At 54.8% G+C, this 26,004-nt stretch carries 26 protein-coding genes; 9 read left to right on the top strand and 17 right to left on the bottom strand.

The genetic code is table 11. The features are described 5' to 3' along the window. The first annotated feature begins 57 nt into the window (after nucleotides 1-57). Nucleotides 58-1,839 (top strand): glycoside hydrolase family 43 protein, encoded by a 1,782-nt coding sequence (locus KB449_RS23405; protein WP_282910659.1) that lies wholly within the window; start codon nucleotides 58-60, stop codon nucleotides 1,837-1,839. A gap of 16 nt (nucleotides 1,840-1,855) precedes the next feature. Continuing rightward, nucleotides 1,856-3,325, top strand: coding sequence for a glycoside hydrolase family 28 protein (locus tag KB449_RS23400; protein ID WP_282910658.1), 1,470 nt, complete (start codon nucleotides 1,856-1,858; stop codon nucleotides 3,323-3,325). On the opposite strand, the gene KB449_RS23395 is transcribed toward KB449_RS23400, so the two are convergent. After that, entirely contained in the window at nucleotides 3,322-4,191 is an 870-nt protein-coding gene (locus KB449_RS23395) for a helix-turn-helix transcriptional regulator (RefSeq protein WP_282910657.1), read from the bottom strand. The genes KB449_RS23400 and KB449_RS23395 overlap by 4 nt on opposite strands. 80 nt (nucleotides 4,192-4,271) lie before the next feature. On the opposite strand from KB449_RS23395, the gene KB449_RS23390 reads away from it, so the two are divergent. The 5 genes from KB449_RS23390 (at nucleotide 4,272) to KB449_RS23370 (ending at nucleotide 11,073) form a co-directional block, all read left to right on the top strand. Next, a complete protein-coding gene (locus tag KB449_RS23390) occupies nucleotides 4,272-5,162 on the top strand; it encodes a pectinesterase family protein (RefSeq protein WP_282910656.1) in 891 nt (296 codons plus the stop codon). Nucleotides 5,163-5,238: 76 nt separating this feature from the next. After that, the gene (locus KB449_RS23385; RefSeq protein WP_282910655.1) at nucleotides 5,239-6,294 is read left to right on the top strand and encodes a dienelactone hydrolase family protein; all 1,056 of its coding nucleotides are present in this window, start codon (nucleotides 5,239-5,241) and stop codon (nucleotides 6,292-6,294) included. A gap of 6 nt (nucleotides 6,295-6,300) precedes the next feature. Then, nucleotides 6,301-7,431: a glycoside hydrolase family 88/105 protein gene (locus KB449_RS23380; RefSeq protein WP_282910654.1), complete on the top strand. Its 1,131-nt coding sequence runs from the start codon at nucleotides 6,301-6,303 to the stop codon at nucleotides 7,429-7,431. 42 nt (nucleotides 7,432-7,473) lie between these two features. Continuing rightward, on the top strand, nucleotides 7,474-9,066 hold the full coding sequence (locus KB449_RS23375; protein ID WP_282910653.1) for a glycoside hydrolase family 43 protein: 1,593 nt from the start codon (nucleotides 7,474-7,476) through the stop codon (nucleotides 9,064-9,066). Nucleotides 9,067-9,081: 15 nt separating this feature from the next. Beyond that, nucleotides 9,082-11,073 (top strand): GDSL-type esterase/lipase family protein, encoded by a 1,992-nt coding sequence (locus tag KB449_RS23370; protein WP_282910652.1) that lies wholly within the window; start codon nucleotides 9,082-9,084, stop codon nucleotides 11,071-11,073. 263 nt (nucleotides 11,074-11,336) lie between these two features. Here KB449_RS23370 and KB449_RS23365 read toward each other — a convergent pair whose 3' ends face one another. The 9 genes from KB449_RS23365 to KB449_RS23325 all read right to left on the bottom strand — a co-directional run bounded on the left by KB449_RS23365 (nucleotide 11,337) and on the right by KB449_RS23325 (nucleotide 19,293). Continuing rightward, on the bottom strand, nucleotides 11,337-11,861 hold the full coding sequence (locus KB449_RS23365) for a DUF4871 domain-containing protein (RefSeq protein WP_282910651.1): 525 nt from the start codon (nucleotides 11,859-11,861) through the stop codon (nucleotides 11,337-11,339). A 434-nt stretch (nucleotides 11,862-12,295) separates the two neighbouring features. Next, a complete protein-coding gene (locus KB449_RS23360; RefSeq protein WP_282910650.1) occupies nucleotides 12,296-13,945 on the bottom strand; it encodes a P-loop domain-containing protein in 1,650 nt (549 codons plus the stop codon). A 575-nt stretch (nucleotides 13,946-14,520) separates the two neighbouring features. Then, entirely contained in the window at nucleotides 14,521-14,886 is a 366-nt protein-coding gene (locus tag KB449_RS23355; protein ID WP_282910649.1) for a hypothetical protein, read from the bottom strand. 76 nt (nucleotides 14,887-14,962) lie between these two features. After that, nucleotides 14,963-15,559 carry a HEAT repeat domain-containing protein gene (locus KB449_RS23350; protein ID WP_282910648.1) on the bottom strand — a complete coding sequence of 199 codons (597 nt, stop codon included), beginning with the start codon at nucleotides 15,557-15,559 and terminating at the stop codon, nucleotides 14,963-14,965. A 109-nt stretch (nucleotides 15,560-15,668) separates the two neighbouring features. After that, nucleotides 15,669-16,127: a CDI toxin immunity protein gene (locus KB449_RS23345; RefSeq protein ID WP_282910647.1), complete on the bottom strand. Its 459-nt coding sequence runs from the start codon at nucleotides 16,125-16,127 to the stop codon at nucleotides 15,669-15,671. A 261-nt stretch (nucleotides 16,128-16,388) separates the two neighbouring features. Continuing rightward, complete coding sequence (locus tag KB449_RS23340) at nucleotides 16,389-17,300, bottom strand: RCC1 domain-containing protein (protein WP_282910646.1); 912 nt, start codon at nucleotides 17,298-17,300, stop codon at nucleotides 16,389-16,391. After that, nucleotides 17,293-17,757 carry a DinB family protein gene (locus KB449_RS23335; protein ID WP_282910645.1) on the bottom strand — a complete coding sequence of 155 codons (465 nt, stop codon included), beginning with the start codon at nucleotides 17,755-17,757 and terminating at the stop codon, nucleotides 17,293-17,295. The genes KB449_RS23340 and KB449_RS23335 overlap by 8 nt, the downstream gene beginning before the upstream one ends. Before the next feature lie 22 nt (nucleotides 17,758-17,779). After that, complete coding sequence (locus KB449_RS23330) at nucleotides 17,780-18,511, bottom strand: class I SAM-dependent methyltransferase (RefSeq protein ID WP_282910644.1); 732 nt, start codon at nucleotides 18,509-18,511, stop codon at nucleotides 17,780-17,782. An 11-nt stretch (nucleotides 18,512-18,522) separates the two neighbouring features. After that, nucleotides 18,523-19,293: a barstar family protein gene (locus KB449_RS23325; protein ID WP_282910643.1), complete on the bottom strand. Its 771-nt coding sequence runs from the start codon at nucleotides 19,291-19,293 to the stop codon at nucleotides 18,523-18,525. A gap of 161 nt (nucleotides 19,294-19,454) precedes the next feature. On the opposite strand from KB449_RS23325, the gene KB449_RS23320 reads away from it, so the two are divergent. Beyond that, nucleotides 19,455-20,180 (top strand): VCBS repeat-containing protein, encoded by a 726-nt coding sequence (locus KB449_RS23320; protein WP_282910642.1) that lies wholly within the window; start codon nucleotides 19,455-19,457, stop codon nucleotides 20,178-20,180. Between the two features lie 80 nt (nucleotides 20,181-20,260). Here KB449_RS23320 and KB449_RS23315 read toward each other — a convergent pair whose 3' ends face one another. The 7 genes from KB449_RS23315 to KB449_RS23285 form a co-directional block, all read right to left on the bottom strand. Next, nucleotides 20,261-20,824 carry a dihydrofolate reductase family protein gene (locus KB449_RS23315; protein ID WP_282910641.1) on the bottom strand — a complete coding sequence of 188 codons (564 nt, stop codon included), beginning with the start codon at nucleotides 20,822-20,824 and terminating at the stop codon, nucleotides 20,261-20,263. A gap of 328 nt (nucleotides 20,825-21,152) precedes the next feature. Beyond that, a complete protein-coding gene (locus KB449_RS23310; protein ID WP_282910640.1) occupies nucleotides 21,153-21,809 on the bottom strand; it encodes a hypothetical protein in 657 nt (218 codons plus the stop codon). 21 nt (nucleotides 21,810-21,830) lie between these two features. Continuing rightward, nucleotides 21,831-22,664: a DUF4097 family beta strand repeat-containing protein gene (locus KB449_RS23305; RefSeq protein WP_282910639.1), complete on the bottom strand. Its 834-nt coding sequence runs from the start codon at nucleotides 22,662-22,664 to the stop codon at nucleotides 21,831-21,833. A gap of 31 nt (nucleotides 22,665-22,695) precedes the next feature. Then, nucleotides 22,696-23,295, bottom strand: coding sequence for a TetR/AcrR family transcriptional regulator (locus KB449_RS23300; RefSeq protein WP_282910638.1), 600 nt, complete (start codon nucleotides 23,293-23,295; stop codon nucleotides 22,696-22,698). A gap of 156 nt (nucleotides 23,296-23,451) precedes the next feature. Next, on the bottom strand, nucleotides 23,452-23,718 hold the full coding sequence (locus KB449_RS23295) for a hypothetical protein (RefSeq protein WP_282910637.1): 267 nt from the start codon (nucleotides 23,716-23,718) through the stop codon (nucleotides 23,452-23,454). 5 nt (nucleotides 23,719-23,723) lie between these two features. Then, nucleotides 23,724-23,858, bottom strand: a complete 135-nt coding sequence (locus KB449_RS23290) for a hypothetical protein (protein WP_282910636.1) — start codon at nucleotides 23,856-23,858, stop codon at nucleotides 23,724-23,726. Nucleotides 23,859-23,908: 50 nt separating this feature from the next. Continuing rightward, entirely contained in the window at nucleotides 23,909-25,093 is a 1,185-nt protein-coding gene (locus tag KB449_RS23285; protein WP_282910635.1) for a stalk domain-containing protein, read from the bottom strand. A gap of 257 nt (nucleotides 25,094-25,350) precedes the next feature. Between KB449_RS23285 and KB449_RS23280 the strand changes: the two genes are divergently transcribed. Beyond that, complete coding sequence (locus KB449_RS23280) at nucleotides 25,351-25,983, top strand: immunity protein Imm33 domain-containing protein (RefSeq protein ID WP_282910634.1); 633 nt, start codon at nucleotides 25,351-25,353, stop codon at nucleotides 25,981-25,983. Nucleotides 25,984-26,004 lie beyond the last annotated feature (21 nt).

Below are 26,004 nucleotides of genomic sequence, written 5' to 3'. Positions count from 1 at the left end.
GTTTTCATCAACTATACTAAAGCTGCTTCTTCAACGTCAGGCAATGGAGGCCGCAGCATGCGCACGTTCCGCAATCCCGTTCTCCCCGGCTTTTATCCGGATCCGTCGGCCATTCGCGTCGGCGACGACTATTACCTCGTCACCTCGAGCTTCGAGTTTTATCCCGGGGTACCGATCTTCCACAGCAAGGATCTGGTCAACTGGCGCCAGCTCGGCCATGTGCTCGACCGCCCGTCGCAATTGGACCTGGACGGCATTCTGCCCTCCAAAGGCATCTGGGCGCCTACGATTCGCTATCACGACGGCGTGTTCTATATGATCACGACGTTCGTCACGAACGACCTCGAATGCCGCAACTTCTACGTCACGGCGACCGATCCGGCGGGCCGCTGGTCCGATCCGGTGTGGCTGGACGACGCGCCGGGCATCGATCCGTCGCTGCTGTTCGACGATGACGGCAAAGTCTACTATACGGGCAACCGGCGACCGCCCGAGGGCCAGCAATACGCGAAGGAAATGGACATCTGGCTGCAGGAGCTGGATGTCGCGAGCGGGCGTCTTGTCGGACCGAAGGTCAGCCTGTGGCGCGGCGCGCTCAAGGTCGCCCATGCCCAGGAGGGGCCGCATCTGTACAAGATCGGCGGCATGTACTACCTGACGATCGCCGAAGGCGGCACGGGCCACACGCATGCGATCACGATCGCGCGCAGCGACTCGCCGACCGGACCGTTCGAGGGCTACAAAGGCAATCCGATTCTGACGCACCGCCATTTGGGACGCGGCTATCCGATCGTCAACGTCGGCCACGGCGAGCTGATCGAGACGCAAAAGGGCGATTGGTGGATGGTGTGCCTCGCGTCCCGTCCTTATGGCGGCTACTATCGCAATCTCGGGCGGGAAACGTTCCTCGTGCCCGTCGCATGGGAGGACGGGTGGCCGGTTGTCAATCCGGGCAAAGGCGTCGTGGAGCTGGAAGGCGAAGCGCCGGATCTGCCCGAGACGCCTTGGCCGGCGGCCGCGGTGCGGGACGACTTCGACGCGCCGGCGCTCGCGCCGTGCTGGAACTTTATTCGCACGCCGCGCGGCGAATTTTGGAGCCTTGCGGCGCAGCCGGGCGCGCTGCGGCTTGCTTTGAAGCCTGCGTCGATCACGAGGAACGACAATCCGGCGTTCGTGGGCCGCAGGCAGCAGCACATGTCGTTCGCTGCGGCGACCGCGATGCGCTTCGCGCCGAAGGCGGAAGGCGACGAGGCCGGGCTCGTGCTGCTGCAGAACGCGGACAACCAGTTCCGGCTAACGTACGGCCGGTTCGGCATTGGCGAGGCCGGAGCGGGTACCGAGCTTCGGCTGACGCAGCGGCGCCGGGGCGAAGAGACGGTGCTGGCGACGGCCGCGTTCGCGGGCGAAGCGCTGGAACTGCGCGCCGAGGCGGACGGCCAACGGTACGCGTTCAGCTGGCGGGAGCCGGGCGCATCGGAGTGGCGGACGCTGCTCGAAGACGCCGACGGCACGCTGCTGAGCACCGATATTGCGGGCGGGTTTACCGGCGCCTACATTGGTATGTATGCCGCGAGCCAGGAGGCAAGTGGCGAGGCAGGCAGCGGGGCTGGTCCCGAGACCGGCCCGGCGGCAGGGTATGTGGCAGATCGCGAGGCTGGCTCAGCGGACAGTCACGTGGCAGGCCGCGATGCGAACACCGACACTGACACCGACACCGACACCGACACCGACACCGACACCGACACCGACACCGACACCGACACCGACACCGACACCGACACCGACACCGACAACTACGCGTACTTCGACTGGTTCGATTATGAACCGGCGGACGCTTAAGGGAGGGGAGACGCAGATGACGGCACAGACCAAAGCGGCACAAGACCAAGCCAAACACCGGGACCAACCAAAACCCGAAGACCAAGCCTACCCGATCCCCGCGCTGCCGGACATCCCGGACCGGACGTTCTCGCTCGCCGACTATGTCGAGGCGCCCGATCCGCTCGCGCTGTGCACGGACGCGCTGCAGCGCGCGATCGACGACTGCGCTGCGGCGGGCGGGGGCACCGTGCGCATCCCCGCGGGCATCTGGCGCACGGGGCCGCTCCGGCTGCGCAGCCGAATAGCGCTGCACGCCGAGGCGGGCGCGCTCGTCCGCTTCGAGTCGGACCCGACACTGTATCCGCTGGTCGCGACGCAGTACGAGGGCCAATCGGCCGTGCGCTGCCTGTCGCCGCTCGACGGCGAAGCGCTAGAGGACATCGCGTTCACGGGCAGCGGCGTGTTCGACGGCTGCGGCGAAGGCTGGCGCCCGGTCAAGCGATTCAAGATGACCGATGACCAGTGGCGCAAACTGCTCCAGTCGGGCGGTGTGCTCAGCGAAGGCGGCGAGATGTGGTGGCCGACCGCCGAAGCGCGGGACGGGGAGGCCCTGGTCCATCAGCTGCGCGAGCAAGGCGTGACCGACCCCGAGGCCTACATGCCGGCGCGGGCGCATCTGCGTCCCGCGATGCTCAGCCTGCGCGGCTGCAAGCGCGTCCTGCTGGACGGACCGACGTTTCAGAACTCGCCTGCCTGGTGCCTGCACCTCATGGACTGCGAGCAGACGACGGTGCGGGACGTGACGGTGCTCAATCCCTGGTACTCGCAGAACGGCGACGGACTGGACCTGGAATCTTGCCGGCACGCGCTCGTCGAGCGCTGCACGTTTGATGTCGGCGACGACGCGATCTGCCTGAAGTCGGGCAAGGACGAGGAAGGGCGGCGGCGCGGACTGCCGTGCGAATTCGTGACGATCCGCGACTGCACGGTGTATCACGGGCACGGGGGCGTCGTCGTCGGCAGCGAGATGTCGGGCGGCGTGCGGGCGGTTCGCGTTTCCGACTGCCTGTTCATGAACACCGATATCGGCATTCGCTTCAAGAGCGCGCGCGGCCGGGGCGGCGTCGTGGAGGACATCGTCATGGAGCGAATTCATATGTCTGGTATCCCGCTCGAGGCGGTGTCGTTCCATCTGTTTTACGCGGGCAAGGAAGGCTCGGAGGGCTACGATGAGCAGACTTATGAAGTGACGGAGGAGACGCCGGTCATCCGCAATATTACGCTGCGCGATCTGAGCTGCGTGGGCGCGCAGACGGCGCTGCTGATCAACGGGCTGCCGGAGCTGCCGCTCGAAGGCTTGACGGTGGAAAACTTCACGGCGGAAACGGCCACTGGCGTCGTCGCACGCCATGCCGACCGGCTGACGCTGCGGGGCTTGCGGCTGCAGGTTACTTCAGAGCCGGAGATCCGGCTCCATGCCTGCACGAACACGGATATCCGCTAGACCTCGGCTTGTCTCGCCGGGTCCGCCTTGGCGAGCTTGCGGTACTGCATGGGCGTCAGCCCGCACGCCTGCTTAAACGCTTTGTTGAAGTGGGACAGATGCTCGAAGCCCACGTCGAGCGAGACGTCGGAGATGCGCTTGCGGGTATGGGCAAGCAGTCGCTGGGCCTCCCGGACGCGCAGATGAAGGATGTATTCGCGGAAATGGAAGCCGGTCAGCCGGTGGAAGACGCGGCTCAGGTACGAGCTGCTGAGGTAAAAGTGCTTGGCCGTATCCGCTAACGTCAGTGATTCGCGGTAATGCCGCTGCAAATATTCGGCGACCTCGGATACCTTGGCATGCAGCGCGTCCCGGGAAGCACCGGCCGCCGCCGACCGCTCGGAGCGCCCGAGCAGAATGGTCAGCTCCGCGAGCAGCGACACGCAGCACGGCTCGTAGTAAGGCCGCGCTAGCGCGCATTCCTCCAGCATCCGGCGCATGAGGCGCTCGGCCTCCTCGCGCTCGCGCAGGTTCAACGCGAAGACGCGGCACGATTCGCCGGCCTCGAACAGCACCTGGCCCCGCAGCGTGCCGGGCAGCGCGGACGGCTCGTAATGGATGAGGACGCGCTCGAACTCGGCGATCTCGGAGCTGGCCGTCGAATGGATGACGCCGCCGGCGATGGCGATGAGCTCGCCTTTTCGCAGCGTGATCACCTTGCCGTCGACAAAGTAGACGCGCTCGCCGTCCAGCAGGTAATACAGCTCCACCGCATCGTGGCTGTGCGGCCGCGGCATTGCGGTCACGCCGTGGCGCTTGATGCGCTGAATGCTGACGCTTCCATTTTCCACGAAATATTTGGGCGTTGCGTCCATCGAGGCGGACATCGTCATTCCTCCGTATCGGGCAGCGGCTCTTGATCCTAGATTATAATGAATAAGGTTCGTATTGGAAAGGAGCTCATGCTGTGGTGATCACTGTATCTGCGCAAGGAGACGCCGATTATCGCCGCCTGCAGGACGCCGTCGATTCGCTCGCGACAGCGGGCGGCGCGCCGGTCACGATCCGCATCAAGCCAGGCGTATACGAGGAAAAAATCACGATTCCGGCCACGGCGCCGCCGATTCTGCTGCTGGGCGAGGACCGGGAGCGGACGATTCTGACCTGGTCGGACAACGCCCATACGCTGGGCGCCGACGGGCAGCCGCTCGGCACGTTCCGCTCGGGCACGCTCAACGTGCTGGCCGAGTCGTTCACCGTAGAGAATATGACGATCCGCAACGCATCCGGACCGGGCACCGGCCAGGCCGTCGCAGCGTTCGTCGACGCGGGGCGGGCGGTGTTCCGCAATGCCGCGCTGCTGGGCGATCAGGATACGCTATATACGGGCCAAGGCCTGCAATATTATAACGACTGCTATATCGAAGGGGACGTCGATTACATTTTCGGCGCCGCTACGGCGGTGTTCGACCGGTGCACGCTGCACAACAAGCGGTCGCGCGGTTATATTACCGCCGCCTCGACGCCGGAGGGGACGCGGTTCGGGTACGTGTTCCTCGACTGCAAGATTACGAGCGGCGAAGGCGTAAGGGACGTTTACCTCGGCCGGCCGTGGCGTCCGTACGCGCATGTCGCGTTCATCCGGACGGTCATGGACGGTTCGGTGGCGGCAGAGGGCTGGCACAACTGGGGGCAGCCGGATCGCGAAGGGACGAGCAGGTACGAGGAGTTTGCGAGCAGCGGGCCGGGCGCCGACTTGGGGGCGCGGGTCGCATGGTCGCGGCAGCTGTCCGCGGCGGAGGCGGCGGATTACCGGATTATCGAGATTTTCGGCGGCTGGCATCCGGAAGGGTATTGAGCGAAGGCTGCTGATCGAATATAAGGCTCTGTTGATAGAATAGAAGGCCGTTGATGAGAAAAGGAAGGGATTCGCGATGAAGCTGGAGCATTATCTGGATACGCTGAAGCATCAGGCGGCGGAGAAACGGGAGGCGCGAGGCCTGCCGATAACGGACGAGGCGAGAGGCAAGCTGATCGAGACGTTCGGCCGACTGCTCGGCGCATTTCCGGAGACCGGGGACGATCCGCAGCCGCAGCTGCTGGAGCGGGTCGCATGCGACGGTTATACGCGCGAGCTTGTGGAGATCGGCACGGTCGAAGGGCTGCGGATGCGCGTGTACGTGCTCGTTCCGACCGGCGCGGACTCAGAAGCGGCGAAGCTGCCGGCGGTCATCGCCCTTCACGGCCACGGCTACGGGGCGCGAGAGATCGTCGGCTTGGAGCCGGACGGGAGCGAGCGGGCGGGCGCGGCCGGGCTGCACAAGGACTTTGCGGTGTCGCTCGCCCGGCAGGGGTTCGTCGCGATCGCGCCGGAGCTGGCGGGCTTCGGCGACCGCAGGCTGAATGAGGACATTGCGCAGGGTCCGGGCCAGTCCTCGTGCTTCCGGCTGGCGGTTCATCTCTTTATGACCGGGCGCACGCTTGCGGGCCTGCGGGTAAGGGAGACGAAGTCCGCCATCGACTATGCGCAGAGCCGTGCCGAGGTAGATCCGTCGCGCATCGGCATCATGGGTATCTCCGGCGGCGGCCTCGTGGCGGGCTTCGCGGCGGCGCTCGATCCGCGCATCTGCTGCGCCGTGGTCAGCGGGTATGCGAGCTTGTTCGAGGAGAGCATTCTCGACCGTAATCACTGCCTGGACAACTACATTCCAGGCCTGCTGCCGGAAGCGGAGATGCCTGACCTGCTCGGGCTGATCGCGCCGAGAGGCTTGTTCCTGGAGTCGGGCGATACGGACCGCGTATTCCCGCGCGAGCCGGCGCTCAAGGCTTACGAACAGTTGAAGCGTCTATATGGTGAAGCCGGCGCGACGGAAGCCGTGCAGGCGGACTTTTTCGAAGGCGGGCATGAGATTCACGGGGAACCGGCGTATGCGTGGCTGCGGAAGCAGCTGCGGCTGACGGCGTACCTGGATAACGAGAGAGGGGCATGACACACGATGACAACCGAATCGATAACGAAGCAAACGGCCTGGTCGACGCGGATCGCAGACACGATTATACGGCAGTGCGGGGAGGACGGCTACCATCCGTATCCGCTCGAACGCTGGGCGTACGTCCCGGGGATGCTGCTGATGTCGATGGCGCGGGCGGGCGAGCAGATCGGCGACGAGCGTTATTTCCACTTTATGCGCCTGCACATGGACCACTATATCGCCGAGGACGGCAAGATCGCCACGTATTCGCTGGAGGAGTACAACCTCGACCAGATCAATCAGGGCAAAAATCTGTTTCCGCTGCTGGCGCGCGGCGGCGATTCACGGTACGCCAAGGCGGCCGATACGCTGGCGACGCAGTTGATCGGGCAGCCCCGCACGTCGGAGGGCGGCTTCTGGCATAAGAAGATCTATCCGTTCCAGATGTGGCTGGACGGCTTGTATATGGCATCGCCGTTTCTGGCGGAGTATGCGAAAGTGATGGAGCGCCCGGAGCTGACGGACGAAGTCGCGCATCAGCTGCTGCTGGTCGAGCGCCGGACGCGCGATCCGCGGACGGGGCTGCTCTATCATGGCTGGGACGAGGCGCGCGAGCAGGAGTGGGCGGACGCGAGCACGGGCCTTTCGAAGAACTTCTGGAGCCGGGCGATGGGCTGGTACGCGATGGCGGTCGTCGACTGCCTCGATCATATTCCAGTCGCGCATCCGAAGCGCGGGACGATCATCGGCATTTTCGAACGGATGTGCCATGCCTTGGTTCGCGTACAGGATCCGGCCAGCGGCCTCTGGTACCAGGTGCTCGATCAAGGCGATCGCAAGGGCAATTACCTCGAGGCGTCCGGCAGCATCATGTTCGTCTATGCGATGACCAAGGCGCTGCGCCTCGGCTATCTGAGCGGCGGCTTCCGCGATGCGGCGCTGAAGGGCTGGCAGGGCATCCAGGAACGGCTCGTCACGGAGGACGCGGACGGCGTGCATCTGCACCGGATCTGCAACGGCGCGGGCTTAAGCAAGGATCGCAACGGCACGTTCGACTATTACATTTCGGAAGCGATCGTCTCGGATCACTATATGGGCATCGGTCCGCTGCTGCTGTGCGCGCTTGAGATCGAGCGTTATTTGGCGCAGGAATAGTCGGTCGGAGCGGTAACTTTGAGGCGAAAAGGAGGGGCTCGCGTGGCGCAGCATCCGTGGGTGCCCGATCAGGGCGACGGCACTTATCTCAATCCGATCGTGCACGCGGATTATTCCGATCCGGACGTCATCCGGGTCGGGTCCGACTTCTATATGACGGCATCAAGCTTCGGGCATGTGCCCGGGCTGCCGATTTTGCATTCGCGGGACTTGGTCAACTGGCGACTGATCAACCATGCCGTGCCCCGCATGCCGCTGGCTGGATACGATGCGCCGCAGCACGGGGGTGGCGTCTGGGCGCCGAGCCTGCGCTACCATGCGGGCAAGTACTGGATCTACTACGGCGATCCCGACGTCGGCATCTTGATGACGACCGCGGACGATCCCGCGGGGGAATGGGCGCCGCTGCATCTGGTGAAGCCGGGCAAGGGGCTGATCGACGTCTGCCCGCTGTGGGATGAGGACGGCCGGGCGTATCTCATCCACGCGTACGCGCACAGCCGCAGCGGCATCAAGCACAAGCTGAACGTCTGCGAGATGTCGGCGGACGGCCGGTCGGTACTGGGCGAGGGCCGGATTGTCTACGACGGGACGGACAAGCATCCGACGCTCGAGGGGCCGAAGTTTTATAAACGCGACGGCTATTATTATATTTTTGCGCCGGCGGGCGGCGTCGCGACGGGGTGGCAGACGGTGTTCCGCTCGGATAGCGTCTGGGGGCCGTACGAGGACCGGATCGCATTGCATCAGGGTGAAACGGAGGTCAACGGCCCGCATCAAGGCGGCTGGGTGGAGCTGGCGTCGGGCGAGTCGTGGTTCGTGCATTTCCAGGACAAGGGGCCGTACGGCCGGGTCGTTCATCTTCAGCCGATGAGCTGGGACGAAGACGGCTGGCCGGTCATGGGCGAGCGGCGATCCGGCGAAGCGATCGGGGAGCCGGTGCTGCGCTGGCGCAAGCCGAATGTGGGCGAAGCGTGCGCGGTAGAGGTGCCGGCCACGTCGGATGAATTTGACGCGCCGCAGCTTGGACTGCAATGGCAGTGGCAGGCGAATCCGGACATGCGCTGGTTTGATCTGTCGACGCGGCCGGGTTTTATTCGGTTGCATGTCGTGCCGCGGACCGGGGAGAATGGCGGACTGTATATGGCGCCGAACCTGCTGATGCAGAAGTTCCCGGCGCCGGCGTTTGCGGCCGAATGCCTCGTGGACGCGATGGGCCTTAAGGACGGAGACAGCGGCGGGCTGATCGTGTTCGGCTATCGGTACAGCTGCCTGGCTGTGCGCATAGGAACGGCGAACGCTGTAAAGGCAGATGACGCCGGCGTTTCCAATAGCCCGCTGACCCTCTATCTCGCTTCGGGCGACAAGACGGGCGAAGCCGAGTCATGGTCGCTCCCGCTGGCAGGGACGGAGATCGTCCGTTTGCGGGTCGAGGTTTCGGCCGATGCCAGCTACGTTTACAGCTACAGTCTGGACGATGGTGCATCGTATGCCGAGGTCCCGGCAAAGGCGTTCCAAGCTTCGGAAGGCCACTGGGTCGGCGCCAAGCTCGGCTTGTTCGCGTCCGGTTCCGGCGGCGGGCAGTTGGAGGCAGACTGGTTTCGTGTGTCGGCGCGGGTCGGCGGACAGAAGTAAGGAGGTGCCTCACGCATGACGGAGGGGCTTGCACAAAAATTTAATTTTACCGAACAACCCAAACCCGGGTATCTGGCCGTGACGCTCGGCGCGGATGGGCGCGCGCCGCTCTACGATCCAACGGTCGGATACGGATTCGTCGAGGAGACCTGCGCGTTGCCGCCCAGAACCGTTCATACCGCTGGCATCCGGTCGGACGGCTCGGGTTTCTCGATCGTGGAAACGGCGTTCGACGCCGAGCCGGGCTTCGAGGCCGACGAATACAACCGCTACGGCATGGCGTTCCGCATTGACGCGCCGCCCGGCGCTTATCGCATCCGCGTCAAGCTGACCTCGGAAGCCGCGCAGACGACCGTCTCCGTATCCGGCATGCACGGCGACCGTCTGCTCCACGACGGCCACTGGGATTCGGCGAAGCTACTGCCGATCCGCTTCAAGGCTGAGGCTGCGGACCGCGAGTGGACATATACGTATGTCAACGGATACGATGCGATTGAAGTCGAGATCGAGCCAACCGGGATCGGCGTTCCTGTCGGACTGGCGGAGATCACGCTCGAACCGCTGCCCCCGCAGAAGAGAGAGGACGGACGTGTGCCGAATCTTTTCCTACTCGGGGATTCGACGGTCAAGACGTACACCTTCGACGAAGCGCCTATGAGCGGCTGGGGACAGATCATCGGCTCGCTTTTCGACGCGGACCGGGTGAACGTCGTCAACTATTCGATGGGCGGCCGCTCGTTCAAGAATTCGTACTGGGAAGGCCGTCTCAACGAGATTCTACTCGAAGGCCGCGTCGGCGACTACATTCTTATCCAGTTCGGCCACAACGACGAGAGCTACGACGAGTTCCGGCGCTTCGGGCGCGGGTCAACCGAAGAGATGTACGCGAAATACATGACGGAGCTGTATTTCCCGGCCATTCGCGCGCGCGGCCTCATCCCGGTCATGGTGACGCCGATGTCGAGAGTGGACGGCGATGCGCTCTCCGACGTTTTCACGAATTCCTTCGTCGTCCGCCAGTTTCCTGCATTGATGAAGCGCCTGGCCGAAGCCGCCGGGATCACGCTGGTCGATCTCAATGCGGAGAGCCTCAAGTTTTACAACGAATCCGGCCCGGACGCCGTCAGCGCCTTCGTCATGTCCATCGAAGCCGGCGAGACGCCGGGCAAGACCAACGACGGCAGCTATGCCAACGGCCATCCCGCGAACAAGATCGACGGCACGCACTACAAGGAGGCGCTAGCCAAGCCGTTTGCCCGCATTGTCGCGACTGAGCTATGCCGCCTGGGCCAAGCGGGAGATCTCACGGCTGGCGCCATCTCGTCCTTGCTGCTGCCGGCAGTCAACGACGCGGCTTCGACCGGCGATTGGTCGGCAATCTTCCCCGAGATGACGCAGGACACGACGACCGGCCCCGACGCTTATTATCGCAACCAGATCGAGAAGCTCATCCAACTCGGCATCATGCACAAGGATGCGCAGGGCAACTTCCGCCCGGACGAGTCGATGACCGTGTCCGCGTTCACGCTGGCGCTGTCGCTAGCATTCGGCGTTGCCTTATCGTCTATCTCCGACTACCCGGACGGCGAGCTGACCCGCGAGACGATGGCCGCCATCTTAGCCGACGCCTACCATGCCCGTTTTCCTGCTGACAAGCCGCGGTTCATGACCGACTACAACGGCGCATCCGTTGTCCCCGGCGATCCCGGCTACGATCCGAATCTCGATTCGGGCGCGAGAGGGGCGATGTACTACCCGCTCGTCTCCTTCGGACAGCTGACCGACACGGAAGCCATGGCCCCCGAGTTATTCGCAAAAGCCAAGGAAGCGTACGAGCTCGGCCTGATCCGCTCGGAAGCCGGAATCGCCCGGGGCCGGAAAGCAAACGGCACGGCCTTCGAGCCCAAGACCGTTGTCACTCGCGCCAAAGCCGCCAAAGCGCTGTACTTCATGTGGGTGCTGCGGCAGGATGTGTTGGGGGAGAACCAGGTCAGCGCTTTAGACTAGCGAGGCATATAATCAAGCCAAGCAAAAATAGGATGGGGCAGAGGTGCATCTGCTTCATCCTATTTGTATTTGATTCTTAGCGCGTACTTGCAAGTATCTACAGATTTAGTGAAAATCCCAGAATGCTCAATCGGGCAAAGAAGCCAAATATTTTAGAAAACTCGTAAATGTGTCAGAGCATATGGTTATTTCGTCTAAGTCCATACCTATAAAGGGAACTTCAACAATTTTTGTTTATTAATAAAGAACGTTCTCCGATAGTTTTATAATTTTTTGACTTCGACATTAATACTACCGAACAACTTTTCGTCAATATAAGCGTTAAGCTGCCAAACTCCAGGTTCAGGTAACTTCATTGTAGATGGTAGATGAGCATCTGCACCATTATTTGGACCACCCAATAACATGGGGATATTTAGAGTAAATGGATTTACCTTATTACCGGTTTTTAAATTAATGGCATCGACTTTAAAATTCCCGTTTAAATCAGCTTTACTTCCCCATAAATGCCACATATATTTATTAGCCTGATTCGCCACGAATCCCGGTCCCAAGATACCGATTTTCCCTTCTATGCCTTGCAATTCGATCCCCGTACTTACAAACTTCGGGCTGACTTCTGCATCTTTTTCGGCAGTATTTGAACAACCAAATAAAATTAGCAATCCAACAATTAATATGCTTGTACAAAGAAATTTCACATCAATCACTCCTCTCATCCCATTAACATGCAGAATTCCGATGCGCATAGCTTCTCCTTTAAATAATGAAAGAAATTCCCCTTCCATTTTATCACAATCCTATTGGGCTAAACTCCCGTTAGCATAGAGAAGGCAGCCGAATCATCATCAATGCGGCTGCCTTTTCGTCCTTATTGAGCTTTAGGTCTCCCTTTAGCGCGATAGGCCGCTAAGGTCATAATTGTTCTATTTCCTTTCTCATAACCACCGATCGACCTCCTACACCAAGTCCCCGATATTGTTCAAGAACGAAGAGGATGGCAACCCATGGTATAAGATCTGAATGAGGAAGTAATTGATGGTCGAGAAGAGTAACGCTACCCACGGGTAAAGTATCCTCGACTGCCACCAAGGCCATAGGAAGTCCCCCACGATTCGTCCTCTGCGAAAACTGTTGAATGAACCAATCGAAATTTCTTTCGCTTGGCTTCCGGATCTCCAGTTGGTGCATGAATGCAATCAGATGAATCCATTCAGGTTGATCAGCTATAACGAATAAAATTTAAATGCTTCATTCGGTTGATAACAGCTAACACTTCATTCATTCGTGGCAATTCCAGCCATCTATCGAAATCGGGAAAAGAAGAAGAAAATACGATATCCACGCCATTTCTCTCCATATCTTCGAGACCCGATTCGATCTTCTCATGAAGAGGGATGAGGCGATCCTGATTACTTATCGCGATTTTGCGAATCAAAAAGGCGATCGCTGCAAGCTGGGCGTGCGACGTGATGTTGTAAAGCCCTCTGATATCCACTTGTTCGTCACCCATCGTCAGGTACCCCATGGTTGAGACCATCAGCATTTCTCTGCCGCTGCCCTGGGGATAGCTCGAAAAGCGATCGGCGGTTATTTCTCTTTTGATCTCCCAGCTTGTATAGGGGATACGTTCGCGCGGTTGATCGTGTTCGCATAATTTTTTTGCTTCCTTGGTTACGTTTATCGGCACAAAATGGTCCATCAAGATGACCTGATCGGCGACGGCTAGGAACTCGCCGCTGCCTCCGATAACAAGCACGGAAGATACGCCGGCATTTTCATAGAGTTCCCGGACACGTTCCGTAAAAGGCGTAATGGGTTCATGCTTGATTAATGAACGCATTTTGATATCTTGAATCATAAAGTTTGTCGCGCTTCTGTCTTCATCAATAAGAAGGAGCTTGCATCCGTAGTTGATGGCCTCCATAATGTTGGCGGCTTGGGATGTGGAGCCTGAAGCGTAGTCCGTCGAAAACCGATCAACAGAACGATGGGGGATCCATTTAATGAAAGGCGTAATATTAATATTGCTGATGGAACGCCCTTCCTCTGCCGATATTTCCATGGCGCTTTGATCCGTTATCACAAATTCTCGTCCGTCCCCTATACAGTGATTGTAAATCCCTGAATTGAGGGCGTCGAGCAATGTGCTTTTACCCGAATAGCCACCGCCGGTGATGACCGTTACTCCCCGTTTGATGCCCATTCCTCGCAAGCCGCAAATTTCAACTTCAACGTCTTCCGGGGATGTAAAAGGCAAAGCGTCTTCCAATGGACCGCTATTGTCCTTATTTCTCGGCAAAATGCTGCCATTCGCAATAAACGCGCTGTAATCGCTCGATTTCAGCCATTCGCGAATACTATTTTGTGTTTTGACCAATTCACTAGCAGCGTGCAATTGAGCAAGATTAAAGTTGGCTATGAATTCCTCCACTTCTCTTGGAAGCATCTTGCAGAGCATGCGCATCGCTTTATCGTTGTTCTGGAATGGAAGTTGAACCGTGATCATTAAGCATAGATACCAAATGTCAGAGATGACTTCGACGAAGGAGGCATTACGCTGCAACACCACGCTGGTCGGACGGAAACTATAAAAAACACCGTTTTCTTTATCGGAACGCGATCGGTTATAAACGGATTCGTTCAATGCTTCTATGTGACTGATCCATTTTCTTAATGCAAAATCGGAGAGAACCACCGGTTCGATCTTTTCATCTAAATGAAGACGGTCGTAGGGTATTTTTATGGTGATGCACGGTATATCCGGCGTGAGCTTGTGGGTCCGTTCAATGAAATAGGCAACATCATGATTCCAATACGTGGGGTCGCTTATTATTGCCCCTTGATTATAGTAGGAGCCCTCATAAATCAAATTGTAAGACGACTGTCCGGATTGCAAGGAACGAAAATATTGAGCGAGTCTTTTAATAAAGCATCATCCTTTCCGATTTGAGAAGCGGTGAGTCACACAAGAACCGTGTCGAAGCTGAAACGTTAGGTTAAGAAGGTGGCCCCTTATCCTTTGGAACAAGGCAGCGACCATTTCCCGCCAAAGATGAATGCCTTACGAAGTAACGCAAGTTCAATACCGATCCCCCCAAACGATGTAATCCCGGGCTATTGCAAAATATAAAAAAGACAGCCACTCCCAGAGTGGCTGTCATAGACCGGCAAGAAAGCTTAAACTTTCTCTTATGCCTAAAATATAAAAGCCCCGAGGGAAAACCTACCCTCAGGGCCTAATGTATTCGTTAAGGTAATCGGTAACTAAGCAGCAATAGGAGGATAGGACATATATGTTGTTTTTGTTTTCATTGTCCTCACCTCATTACGATTAATTTTTACAGCAACAGAATCATAACACAAAGTTTATCCATAATAAAGGAATTTGATTATGAATCCCGATTGGGGAAATAAATTGGTGCTTACTTGCGCGTATCCGGAAAACTACAATTTTATAATAAATTCAATTGCATGAAGGGCAAGCTCCAACGCTTTTATTCGTCTTTCCAAAAGCGTTTTTTGGGGACTGCCTGCCTTTGACTTCGTATAACTGTTTTCAATGGATGGAAATAAACCCGTGATCACCATACGGGCTTCTGTTAAGTCTTCCAGGGTATAGTCGTGGGGGCTTTGATGCCAAACGTTTTCTAGCATAGCTAGGCCAACGTTAATAGCTTTGAGTCGTTTCTTCACTAGCGTCGTACTTGCGCCGGTTTCAGTCATCTGGGATAAGGCATTTTCCAGTTTGCTGATTGTCGAACGCAAAGATTTTATGGATTCCTGCTGATCTGCAATCGATACATGTTCCATGTCGCTCTATCCTTTCTTTGGTTCTCGTTTTAAGCCTTGGATCATTAAAAATGTCGCCCAGTCAGATGTCAGTCGTTCAACGTTGGAGCTTATCATAATGAGGAGAGTCTAATTGCTTAAGGACTTGGAGCGCAGCTATCCTTTGATATTTAATTCCTGTACTCCATGAATTCAGCGCACATTTTTCTGCGTAATTTGATTTGATAATCCCTAATGCTAAAAGGGCATGTCTTTTGACGTACTCGTTTTCATCCTCGTAATATTTGATGAGAAGTTGTTCTGCTTCAGAAAAATGGGTTGATGTACATTTCGTTAAATAATGAGCTAACTGCCATTTGGCGTCGCGGTCGGGATAATGGATTCCTTCTTCAGATAGGAATATAAAGCTTGCGGGGAATTCACTAAGTTTTTGGATCAGCAATTCACATTCATTATCTCTCCCTAAAATATAAAGTAAGTTATTGATTGTTCTTCGATCCCATTTATTAGGGTCTGTCGTTTCAATTATGCTATTAAAAATGGTGTTTAGGATAGTCCAGTGCGGATAGTTGGTCTCCCATTCTAGGTCTTGCTTGACGGATTTGGACCAATGCCAGAACTCGTCTACCTGCTCATCAAGCTTTTGATACATATCTTTATTGGGGTCTTGTATGATCTTGTACCAGTTGTCCATTGGAATCCCCTTAGCCTATATAAAATATCGTTGTCAGCACGAAAGATTCGCGATGTGAGTGCGCAATCCTGCCCGGTTACTTCATATGGGTGCTGTGGCAGCCGCTCCTTTATGTAAGAATTCCAACGATTATCCCACCCTCATGGTGTATCTCAATAATTTTATTCATTTCCGTGTTTACAATCCAAGTATTGAATCCAACTGCCTCAACATCATCAATATGATTAAGGATCTTTTCCAATGAGCTCTCTATCACAGGTAAATTCATCTCATCCCAAATAATTAATAACTCATCCTCGATTTCAAACGCATTTAATTTTCTTATTTCACCAATATCATGAATGGTGAATTTCTGCTCAACCGAATTCCAGTCAATTCGTCCCCAGTCCGTAAAAGGAATCGACATAACTAACCTGGCAATAACTCTAACGGATTCGTCCAAACTATATATTTTTGTATTTTCACCTAATGAATGAATACATTCATCAAACAAAGTATGAGTTTGTACTTCCTTTTTTACTTTTCCTTTTAGCTGATCGATTCGAAATTTTCTTTCTTGTTTATCCATGAGATCAAGCCTCTATCATAGCTGATTTGGGGTATGCAGGAAAATTTTTGTCCGGGCACGGCATCCTCCAGATTGACGGTAGTCATTCTTGGTTCGAAGTTATCACCTTTCTAACCTTTCTTCGCTTCTCGTTTTAAGCCTTGGATCATTAAATGAATTGAATAGACCATAAAAAACAACCATGAACCAATAGACAAATCGAAAATATTTCGATTTAAAAGAGCTATCTTTTTCACCTTCCATACAAAAAGGTTATAATTTTCAATCGCACGCCTCCCCAATATCGCCAAGTCCAACGCCACGCCAGCCGCCTACATCGCATTGGCCATATTCATTGCTGCCCACGGCAACCATGGTGCCGTCCGACCTGAGGCCAAGCGTATGCGCGCAGCCCGCCGCCACCGCCACAATATCGTGCCAGCCGCTTACGTTGCACTGGCCGTGCTCGTTCTTCCCCGCAGCCACCACCGTGCCGTCCGATTTGAGCCCGATGGTATGATAACTACCCGCCGCGATCACCACAATACCGCTCCAGTCGCTCACGTCACATTCGTCATGCCGATTTAACCCCACAGCCGCCGTCGTACCATCCGACTTCAGACCGACGGTATGGAGGTAACCCGCCGCGACTGCCGCCATCTCATGCCAACCGTTTACGTTGCATTGGCCATACCGATTATTGCCGACGGCCACCACCGTGCCGTCCGATCGAAGCCCGACGGTATGCCAGTCGCCCGCCGATACCGCCGCGATATCGCGCCAGTCGGTTACCTCGCATTGGCCTTCATGATTTCGGCCTGCGGCCACCGCCGTGCCATCCGATTTGAGTCCGACGGTACGACGCCATCCTGCCGAGACAGCCACGATATCGCACCAGTCATTTACATCGCATTGGCCATGCTTGTTCCAGCCCACGGCCACCACCGTACCGTCCGATTGAAGGCCGACGGTATGCGAATTCCCCGTGTTTGTCGCCATATGAACGTTGCCGGCCGCGACCGCTACAATGTTGCGCCAGTCGCTTACATGACATTGGCCCAGTTTATTGTCGCCTACTGCCGCCACCGTACCGTCGGATCGTAGACCGATGGTGTGACGGTGACCAGCCGCTATGGTACCTTTAGGCCACCGGTTCACCTTTAGCGCAGCATCAGTCGTTGATTTATCATCCACGTTTAGGCCTCGCGAAGGTGATGTAATCGACTTGGACAGGCTCTGCCGATTCCATCCGAAGCCCCCGGTTGATCTGTCCCCGGTGGTATTGTCCATGCAGGAGTACTTGCGACAGGATGTCGCGGATGGACGTTTGGAACTTAATCCCGCTCTGGTTCGCATAGTCGACCGTCTCGTCTAACTCGGACTCCTCAAGCCCCTCGATATAGAGGCGATATTGCTCGGCGTTTTCCTCGAACATCTTCCGGATCGCCGACAGGTCTTCCGTGTCCTCCCACAACGAATATTGCGCGCTGCCCTTGCCTTGCAAGCGGGATAGCCAGACGTGCTCCGCGACCGCGACGTGCCGTGCCAACTTTAGAAGGTCCTTGTCCTTCGTCTTGCTCCCCTCGAGCGCGTCCAAGATACGTCCGTCCGCCCAATACATGTGTTCCATCATGCGCTTGATCGTTTTCATTTCAGAATTCTCCTTTGCGGATTTATTGGGGCTTACAAGCCCTCACGATCAAAAAATGCGGATTCGTCGCCAGACGATCGTACCATCTCGTATACCAATCCTTTGCCTCGGGCATATCCTTGAATGCCAGGCTTGGTTTTGGCTCGATGATTTGGTTAATGATAAACTGGGCCGACGTGACGTTCATAATCTCTTGAAGGGGTCTCCTGAAGAAAGTGACCTCCACAGGACCCGCTTCTTTTTTATCCCATATCTCGGCCAATAACTCGTGAGCGAAGTAGTCCGGGCGATTGAAGTGTTTAAAATCCATGAAGGGATGGTGAACCGAGAAAACGAAGCTTCCCCCTGGTTTCAGCACGCGATGGAATTCACGGAAGGTGGGCGCCCAATCGTCAATGTAGTGTAGGGTTAGAGAGCTAACGATAAGGTCGAAGGCCTCGTCCATAAAGGGCAGCGGATCGGTCATGTCACAGGTGAACACCGCTGCTTGATCGCCGACTCGCCTTTTACAGGCTTCGACCATCTCAGGACTCATATCGATCGCCGTTACCTGCGCCCCTTTTTTGATAAACTGCTCCGTATACCATCCCGCAGCGCAACCGGCATCCAGGACTGACAGTTGGTCCATATCCGCCGGCAAAAGCTCCATCATGGCCGGTCGTTCGTAATAAGCGTTATGTCCGCTCTGCGTATCCACATGCATTTCGTAGTCTTTTGCGAGTCTATCGTACGCTTGAATGACTTTCTCCTTCATTCATACAACTCCTAAACTTTGATATCAACCATCGTTTTTACCTTCTCGGATGATGCCGTTAAATGTACATCACAGCCGCTGCTAGTAAGCAAATGAAGCAACAAAGCAATGAATTTTTCATGAGCTAATAAACCATTGTTAAACGATTTATGAAAGTTTGTCCACGTTAATGTAAACGGTGGAATCAAACCGAACCCCCCGCATAGACAATCCGCAAGCCCATCCAGGTCCGCTCCATAATAGCCAAAAGGGCCATTTATGGCTTCTCCTAGGGCAATGAAAAACGTTTCTTCATCTTGAATTATACTTCCATCAACGGAAAGAACTTGTCCTTTCCTGTCTATTTGAGGTTTATTGCATCTCAAACGTAAAACCTGTAACCAGGCTTGTTTCTCTCCGTGAGAACAGGAATGCCATTGACCCGGATCATTAGGACGCTCACGCAAACGGTTCCACACCTCAAAGGCGAAAGGGAGGGGGGCTTCCGAAAAGCGAACCTCGATATCAGTAGGACCTTGCGTAGTCTCTAGAAACTGTAATTTGAAATGGTTACGTGGAGAGAAAGAGTATCCGCCCAGGTTCTTACCATCCAGGCTTAAAATATGGAGACGAAAGTTTGAGAGGGTTGTTGTAGGCAGCTTCCTATGTTTTTCTGTTAACTTCAAGTCATATAAACGCAGTACTGAGCAGCATTCATCGTCCGCTTTTCGTATATTTACCTCATTGCAGAAACCCAGGACTGTATCGTTATCATCATTCACAATCGAATACTTAAAGTCCATTGGCTCCCTCCAAGCGAACATAGGAATACTTCATATTACCACGCGAAGCGGCCCGTTAACTCCGTTTTCGTCTTCCTTCCTAGGCATCCGCACAATCCCCTAGGTACCGACCTACATATTTGTAGGCATAAGGCATTTGACTGCGAATAGGGGATGTTCGAATGCATTACGCTCATGCACGAAGCATTGTGCTGCTCGACGCGAAGCAAGGAGACGTTAACGGGGACGGCATCCTTGATAACGTGTATTTATACGGCAACCAATCCGATGGACCCTTCGCCGACCACATTACGCTGATCATTCAAGATGGGCGTTCGAACCGCAGCACGGCGGTCAATCTTCCCAATAACGCGGGATACAATGCGAGGCTCTTCCTTGGGGATTTTTCCAAGGATAACGTACAGGACATTTTAGTCAGCATCGATACCGGCGGGAGCGGGGGATACGGGATCTTTTATATGTATTCCTTCAAGAACAATGTCGTTTATGAGATGTTTGACTTTGAAAAATATAACGAGGCCTATAAGTTTAACGTGAATTACGAGGACTTCTACAAGGTGAGCGTCAGTAATCCGCAGCTTGACGTGCTATTTACTATAGACATTAGTAGTAAAGGCTACGACTATTTATCGCAATATTACGATGACGACGGCAAGCTGAAAAAGCCTGTCCAGGGCGAGGTCCTTGCGCTAGGCGGACTGTTTCCCATCGTGACGAACGAGAGAGGCGTGGGCTACGATTTATTTGCGCTGCAACGCATTATCGGGACGACGAACGCCGATACGTTAGGCTATGTCGAGAACCTTCTGACTTGGAACGGCACGCAATTTGCATCCTCCAGATTGACAGTCGCTATACTTGGGTCGAAGCTGATCAGTCTTTTCTAGGATTTTTCTTCCGTTAAATGGCCATTAACGCAGCAAGCTGCCGATCTGCGGCAGCTTGTTGTCGCTGAGTTGGCTGTCGGTCAGACGGTCACGCGGTAGTGGAGATGAATAATGCCGCTCCGGAAGCGGCGCTCGCCGAGCAGCTCGAGCCGCACGCGGAGGTTGTCGGGCAATGCTCGCTTGCCTCCGCCTAAGACGATCGGATTAAGAAGCAGGTGGCACTCGTCGATCAGTCCCGCGCGCATGGCCTGTCCAGCAAGCTCGGGGCCGCCGATCGTAATGTCTGCTTCCGACGACGCCTTCAGCCTGCGGATCGCCTCAGGATCAAATTCACGCTCGACCTTGGTCTTGGCGCTTGCTGCCGTCGGAAGGGTGCTGGAATACACAATCTTATCGGCCGCTCGCCAGATCTGCGCGAACTCCCGCGCTTTATCCGCCGGTTCGTCGTCGCTGACGTGCGCCGTCTCCCAGTACACCATCGACTCGTACATCCCGCGCCCGTACAGGTAGGTGCCGATCGTCCGCTGGAAGCCGGTCCAGAACGCATAGGTCTCGTCATCGGAGACCGACCAATCGAGATCGCCGCGCTCGTCCTCCATGTAGCCGTCCAAGGATAGATTAATAGGATAGATCAGTTTAGCCATTCCAATAACGCCTCCCATTTTCGTGACCGTTGGTTGAACGGCCCGCCGACGGGACTCGGCAGGCTTTGGCATTCAACAACATCTTATCATTCCAAAGGAGGCCGGGCTTCTCATGGATTGCTAATGTGCCAAGCTCAGTTTTCATTCTTATTGCGCTAATCTATGGTAACCGAGAATCAGGATCGCGATTTAGACTAGCAAGGCATAGGATCTAGTGAAAACAGGATGGATCAGACTTCAAATGAAAGGACTTTATTATTTATATCGCTTAACGGAAGCGGAGGAAGGGCTCTTCTCCTGAAGAGAGGTCACTCCTTTAACAGAACCCTCAAGTGGACCCGTCAAGCAGCGCATTCCATCGCAATCGCATTGCGCGCTCGATACTGGCTGCGACGGCGCAGGCCCCGAGCACGACGTTGAGCCATACCGGCAAATGAATGGGCGAGATGAAAATACCAAATTGCTGAGCGATCGGGGGCACCTTGGAGACCGCTTCGATGACCTGTGGAATGGCGAGCACCATCGGAACGATGAGCAAGACCAGCGATCCAAATCCGATCCATCGGCTCAATACCGGGTGTGTGCTGTCAAGACGAGTGCGATAGCCTTCCGCGGAGCGTGCATCCGGGATAAGCTGTTGCATGCGTCCCTCGTCGGTCACAAAGTGGCAACGCTTCATGCCGAACGCTGAGGTCTCTACGATGATCGTTCCTCCCGGAACGGGGAAAGCCGCAGGAAGTTTGGACATCGCGTAATGTTTGCCATCGAGGTACAGGTGTGCTTTGCCTCTCCCGTCGTCCGATTGAAGCTGTTGCCAATGCGGAACGTCAACGGCGAAGACGGCCTGTCGGCCCTCATCACTCGTCAACGGAAGGTAGAACAAGCTGCGGGCGAACAGCTGCCACCATCGGATCGGCTTTAGTGGACGCCCATTACCGGCCTGGACGCGTTTTGCGGCTCTGCGCCACTTGCGCTTCTTAATCATGCCGGACTCCTTTCAAGGGGGTCACCGGATGCGAATATTACCCGAGGTTGCCCGTACTTTGATCTTGTCCGTCGTCTCTTGCGGGGGCTCCGGCGCGTTGACGCGTCCGGTCATGGTCTTCAGGTCAAAGAATCCTTTGAACGCCGGGTCGAGCGACAGCGTAACGTCGCCGGTACGCACGGAAATATCCAGGTTATCCGAACGTTGCTCCGTCAAATCAATGCTGCCGGACGTTAGTTTAAATACGCCGTCTCCTTTAAACCGATCGAACTTGATCTTTCCTGTGCGCAAGGAGACGTCGGCCGAACCGTCGATGTCTGCGGCGGTAATATTGCCGGAAGTCCCCTCCACGGTCAAAGCGCCCTGCAGCCCATCCACCTTGACATCGCCGGAATGAAAAGAAACGTCGACATGTTCGGCCTTCAAATCGGTAAAGCTTGCATGGCCGGCATTTGACTTGTAGCTGACCTGTTGCAGCCGGGCGTCATTCGCCAAAGCTACGGTCATCTGCAGCTTGGTGGACTTGTAATTGGGGGCGACTAATTTCACATCCTTATTCAGCTCCACCTTCAGTGTATTCCCCACAATCTCCGTCGCTTCCAGCTGATCGATCGTGTGCTGCTGCATATTGCCGCTAATCTCTATATAATTGGATCCGTCGGCGCTCGCGATAAACGCCATGCTCACGTCATATTCGCTGTCGACGACGAGCGAGAGCTGCTTGCCTTGCGTAAACGTCCACTTTTGCTCGTGAGCAGGCAGCTTGTCGAGTAAATCGCGCGACTGACATGCCGTCCCGATGAGAATCAGAACGATCAGCACGAATATTGGACCATACCGTTTATGATGGATCATCGATTATTTCCTTTCCCTGTTCGAATGTGTGTCAGCGAATCATTTTCAAAATGCTCTTGATTACATGCTCACTGTACGCCTCCAGGCTTAACGCATCCCCCTTTTGAGGAAGCCCCCTCGCCGCTGCAACCGCTCCTCGTATAATCATGGCCGTCACTTGGGGATCGAAGTCACCGAATTCTTTCGTTTCTTGTCCATTGCGGAGAATGTCCTTCAACAAAACGAGTAGTCCGTCTTCCTCATGAACTTCGGCCTGGTAATAGGGGACGTTGTCCGGTGTGCGGCCATTAAAAACGATTTCAAGCATAGCGTTGCTATTTTCACCGTTCGTACCCACATAGGCCAGGCTTGCTTCGATAAAAGCGACCAATTTCTCCATGTAGGTTGGTTTCGGCGCAACTTTTTCCTTGATATAGCTTCGCTCATGCTCAACCAGATACATCAACGTATTTCTCATCAAATCTTCCTTGCCGGAGAAGTGATAAGAAATAAGTCCTGTGCTTATATGGGCTGTATTTGCGATCTTGGAAAGACTTGTGCTGTGGTATCCGATTTCCGTCAAAACCTTAATAGCGGCTTTGATGACCTGTTCTCTGCGCGCTTCAGCGATCAGATATTGTTTATTTTCCATTCGATTCATCTCCTAAACTTGATTGATCATTTAAAATCCTGATCGATCAATATTTTTTATTTTATACGCGCCATTTCTTCATGTCAACGTTCTACCAACCTGAACCAGCTTTATGTAAAAAAACAGCCGGTCTTCAAACCGGCTGCCGTATAGTCATTAGGCCATATCCACCGTAACCTCAAGCTCCTTCAAATAATGAACGTTTAACTGATACGTGCAAACATACAGCGTATCGACATCGCTTATATTCGAAAAAGTAACTTGATACCTGTTGCCGCCTTCCCTGCGAATCGTCCCGTTTTCCTTGTCGTATCGGTTGCCCTTGCCGTCCTCGAGCCAGAGGTGCTGCACTTGATCGAAGATGCGGGCGCCCGACACTTCATAGGTGAGCGTGATTTGGTTATTTTCCCGTTTCTCATCCAAAATGGTCAGTGCTCCTGCTTTCCCTTGCGATAAGGTGACCGGCGTTCCGTTCCACGCATAAGCTTTTGCGCGCGCAAGCTTTTCTCCAGCAATTCGTTCGTTCCGCGTTCGTAAACGATCTTTTGTTTTAAATCGCTCATGGCTGCTTCCTCCCGGATAAGCCTGCCGGATCGCCGGCAGGCTATTTCAGTTACTTATGATCAAATATAAGCACGGTCTTCGGATTTGTCATGTATTCCACGGAGGCGTCCAGCCGTTCGGACACGAAGCGTACCGGGACAAACGCGCTGTTGTTCTTCAGCAGCATCGGCACATCGTAGGGTACCGTCTGTCCGTTTACGTCGGCATTTTTCTCGTTCACGGTCCAACGGATCGTTTGCGTGCCTTTGCGAATCGTCACTTCTTTCTTGGTCTGGTCCCAGCCGACTTCAGCCCCCAACCACTTGGACACGAACCGAATGGGGACATACGTGCGGTCCGATACAATGAACGGGGCATGTGTGAGCTGAAAAGGGCTCTCCCAGATATAGGCGGTCGTGCTGCCGATGACTAAGCGTTCGAATTTTTTGATCGGCGTGGTGCTTGACGGACTGTCCATCTGTTCAAGCGCATTAAGAATCTTGTACGATGAGGAAGTGCGCCTCAGATCCAAATAATTGCCTACAAAATTAAGCCCGTAGATAAGCGCGCCCGTGTCGTAATAATGCGCAAATGTATGGTTGCGAATCGGCTCCAGATTCCATACGCGGTTGTAAGATAGGTCCAAGTAAGCGATGTTTTTCAGAGATCGCAAAGGCTCGAGATCATAAACCAAATTGCCCGCGAAGTTCAGGTCGACCAACTGCGTCATCTTCTTCAGAGGAGCCAGATCCTTGATCTGATTGTTCCCCGCGTAGAGCGAGCTCAGTCGGGTTAATCCGGCTAGCGCCTGGAGATCCGTGATCCGATTTTTTGTGAGGTAAAGAGATTGCAGCTTGGTCAGCGGCTTAAGCGGACTGAGATCCGCGATGTGATTGTCCGAGAGGTTTAAGCTCGTCAGCTTGGTCAGGGCGCTGAGCGGTCTAATATCTTCAACCTCGCCCGCAGATAGATACAGCTGCGTCAGATTCGTCGCATATTGCAAGCCCGCTATACTTTTTACGCCTGTAAGATTGAGGGTGGTCAATGACGCCATGTCTGTCGTCGTAACGGCTGCGTCATCTTTCTTTTGCAATTGCTGCCTGATCGCAGTCTCTAACATCTGATCCTGAAAGTGAACCTCCGAGTCCTGTTGCAGTTGTACGTCTTGGGGCGGGGCCGCCTCCATCCATGCCTGTCCAGGCAAGCTAAGGAACATGGCGGAAGCGAACAACAACCCCGATAAAACCTTACTCAATGCATCTCAGATCCCTTCTTCTTGGTGTCTCATCAAGTATACCAATGATAACCACGAGAAGGGGTGCCACTTTTGCCCATTAAATGGCAGACAAAGGGGGCAGTTATTTACGACCGTACATGTAAATGGAATCGCCGAATCGGTAATCGGGATGGTAAAGGAAATTCTTCATTTTAGTTGAATATTTTAGTTGGATGAATAGTGAAATTAGAAGTGGCCGGTTTTTATTAATGCCAGGATAGGAAGGAAGATTAAACTTGGAATGGAGCCTGGAGGACGTAGAGCAAACGAATCTACGATATCCAAATACATTTTTTATCCCCAATCTTAAAGAGAGAAAATTGCAAAAGAAAGGCGACTTGGTCAGATTGCACTTTGTGCTAGAACATCCGGCCGAGGACGATCCTCGCGCGGAAAGAATGTGGGTGGAAGTGACCGGGAAGAAGCGATGGAGTCAGACGTACACCGGGATTCTAACCAATCAGCCCGTATACATTAAATCCTTGCAGATTGGCGATATCATTGAATTCGAGCCCAGGCATATTGCCAGAATTTTAATCCCCAAAGACGATCCGCGTTGGTTAGAGATTGGCGAACAAATGGCTGTCGTCTCAAATAAATGCCTGGAAGAAGGCGGCTGCGTGCGGTGGCTCTACCGTGAAAAGCCAGACCGGGAGGAGGACAGCGGATGGAGGTTGCTCGAAGGTACCGAGGACGATGAATATAATAGCAATAAATCAAACATTAGCATCGTAAACGTATACGCTTTACTCGATAAGGATCCTAGCCTGATAACGCCGCTCAAAGGCGCGTTCGGAACGGCCTTCGAGAGAGAAAATTCGAACAGTCCTTGGATTGAAATCAAGGATTGGAACGGATCATCCGATTAATTTGATCATAGGTGAGGGGTC

Origin of the sequence: Cohnella hashimotonis, from assembly GCF_030014955.1 — a bacterium.
GTDB classification, from domain to species: Bacteria; Bacillota; Bacilli; order Paenibacillales; family Paenibacillaceae; genus Cohnella; species Cohnella hashimotonis.
Note: the sequence above shows the minus strand (reverse complement) of the source record. Positions and strands in the feature narration are given on the sequence as shown.

Excerpts from the sequence above, each read along its gene's own strand:
- KB449_RS23405 (WP_282910659.1), top strand. The coding sequence starts at position 58 with ATGCGCACGTTCCGCAATCCCGTTCTCCCCGGCTTTTATCCGGATCCG.
- KB449_RS23400 (WP_282910658.1), top strand. The coding sequence starts at position 1,856 with ATGACGGCACAGACCAAAGCGGCACAAGACCAAGCCAAACACCGGGAC.
- KB449_RS23395 (WP_282910657.1), bottom strand. The coding sequence starts at position 4,191 with ATGTCCGCCTCGATGGACGCAACGCCCAAATATTTCGTGGAAAATGGA.
- KB449_RS23385 (WP_282910655.1), top strand. The coding sequence starts at position 5,239 with ATGAAGCTGGAGCATTATCTGGATACGCTGAAGCATCAGGCGGCGGAG.
- KB449_RS23380 (WP_282910654.1), top strand. The coding sequence starts at position 6,301 with ATGACAACCGAATCGATAACGAAGCAAACGGCCTGGTCGACGCGGATC.
- KB449_RS23370 (WP_282910652.1), top strand. The coding sequence starts at position 9,082 with ATGACGGAGGGGCTTGCACAAAAATTTAATTTTACCGAACAACCCAAA.
- KB449_RS23365 (WP_282910651.1), bottom strand. The coding sequence starts at position 11,861 with ATGGAAGGGGAATTTCTTTCATTATTTAAAGGAGAAGCTATGCGCATC.
- KB449_RS23355 (WP_282910649.1), bottom strand. The coding sequence starts at position 14,886 with ATGGAACATGTATCGATTGCAGATCAGCAGGAATCCATAAAATCTTTG.
- KB449_RS23350 (WP_282910648.1), bottom strand. The coding sequence starts at position 15,559 with ATGGACAACTGGTACAAGATCATACAAGACCCCAATAAAGATATGTAT.
- KB449_RS23345 (WP_282910647.1), bottom strand. The coding sequence starts at position 16,127 with ATGGATAAACAAGAAAGAAAATTTCGAATCGATCAGCTAAAAGGAAAA.
- KB449_RS23335 (WP_282910645.1), bottom strand. The coding sequence starts at position 17,757 with ATGAAAACGATCAAGCGCATGATGGAACACATGTATTGGGCGGACGGA.
- KB449_RS23330 (WP_282910644.1), bottom strand. The coding sequence starts at position 18,511 with ATGAAGGAGAAAGTCATTCAAGCGTACGATAGACTCGCAAAAGACTAC.
- KB449_RS23325 (WP_282910643.1), bottom strand. The coding sequence starts at position 19,293 with ATGGACTTTAAGTATTCGATTGTGAATGATGATAACGATACAGTCCTG.
- KB449_RS23320 (WP_282910642.1), top strand. The coding sequence starts at position 19,455 with ATGCATTACGCTCATGCACGAAGCATTGTGCTGCTCGACGCGAAGCAA.
- KB449_RS23315 (WP_282910641.1), bottom strand. The coding sequence starts at position 20,824 with ATGGCTAAACTGATCTATCCTATTAATCTATCCTTGGACGGCTACATG.
- KB449_RS23310 (WP_282910640.1), bottom strand. The coding sequence starts at position 21,809 with ATGATTAAGAAGCGCAAGTGGCGCAGAGCCGCAAAACGCGTCCAGGCC.
- KB449_RS23305 (WP_282910639.1), bottom strand. The coding sequence starts at position 22,664 with ATGATCCATCATAAACGGTATGGTCCAATATTCGTGCTGATCGTTCTG.
- KB449_RS23300 (WP_282910638.1), bottom strand. The coding sequence starts at position 23,295 with ATGGAAAATAAACAATATCTGATCGCTGAAGCGCGCAGAGAACAGGTC.
- KB449_RS23290 (WP_282910636.1), bottom strand. The coding sequence starts at position 23,858 with ATGAGCGATTTAAAACAAAAGATCGTTTACGAACGCGGAACGAACGAA.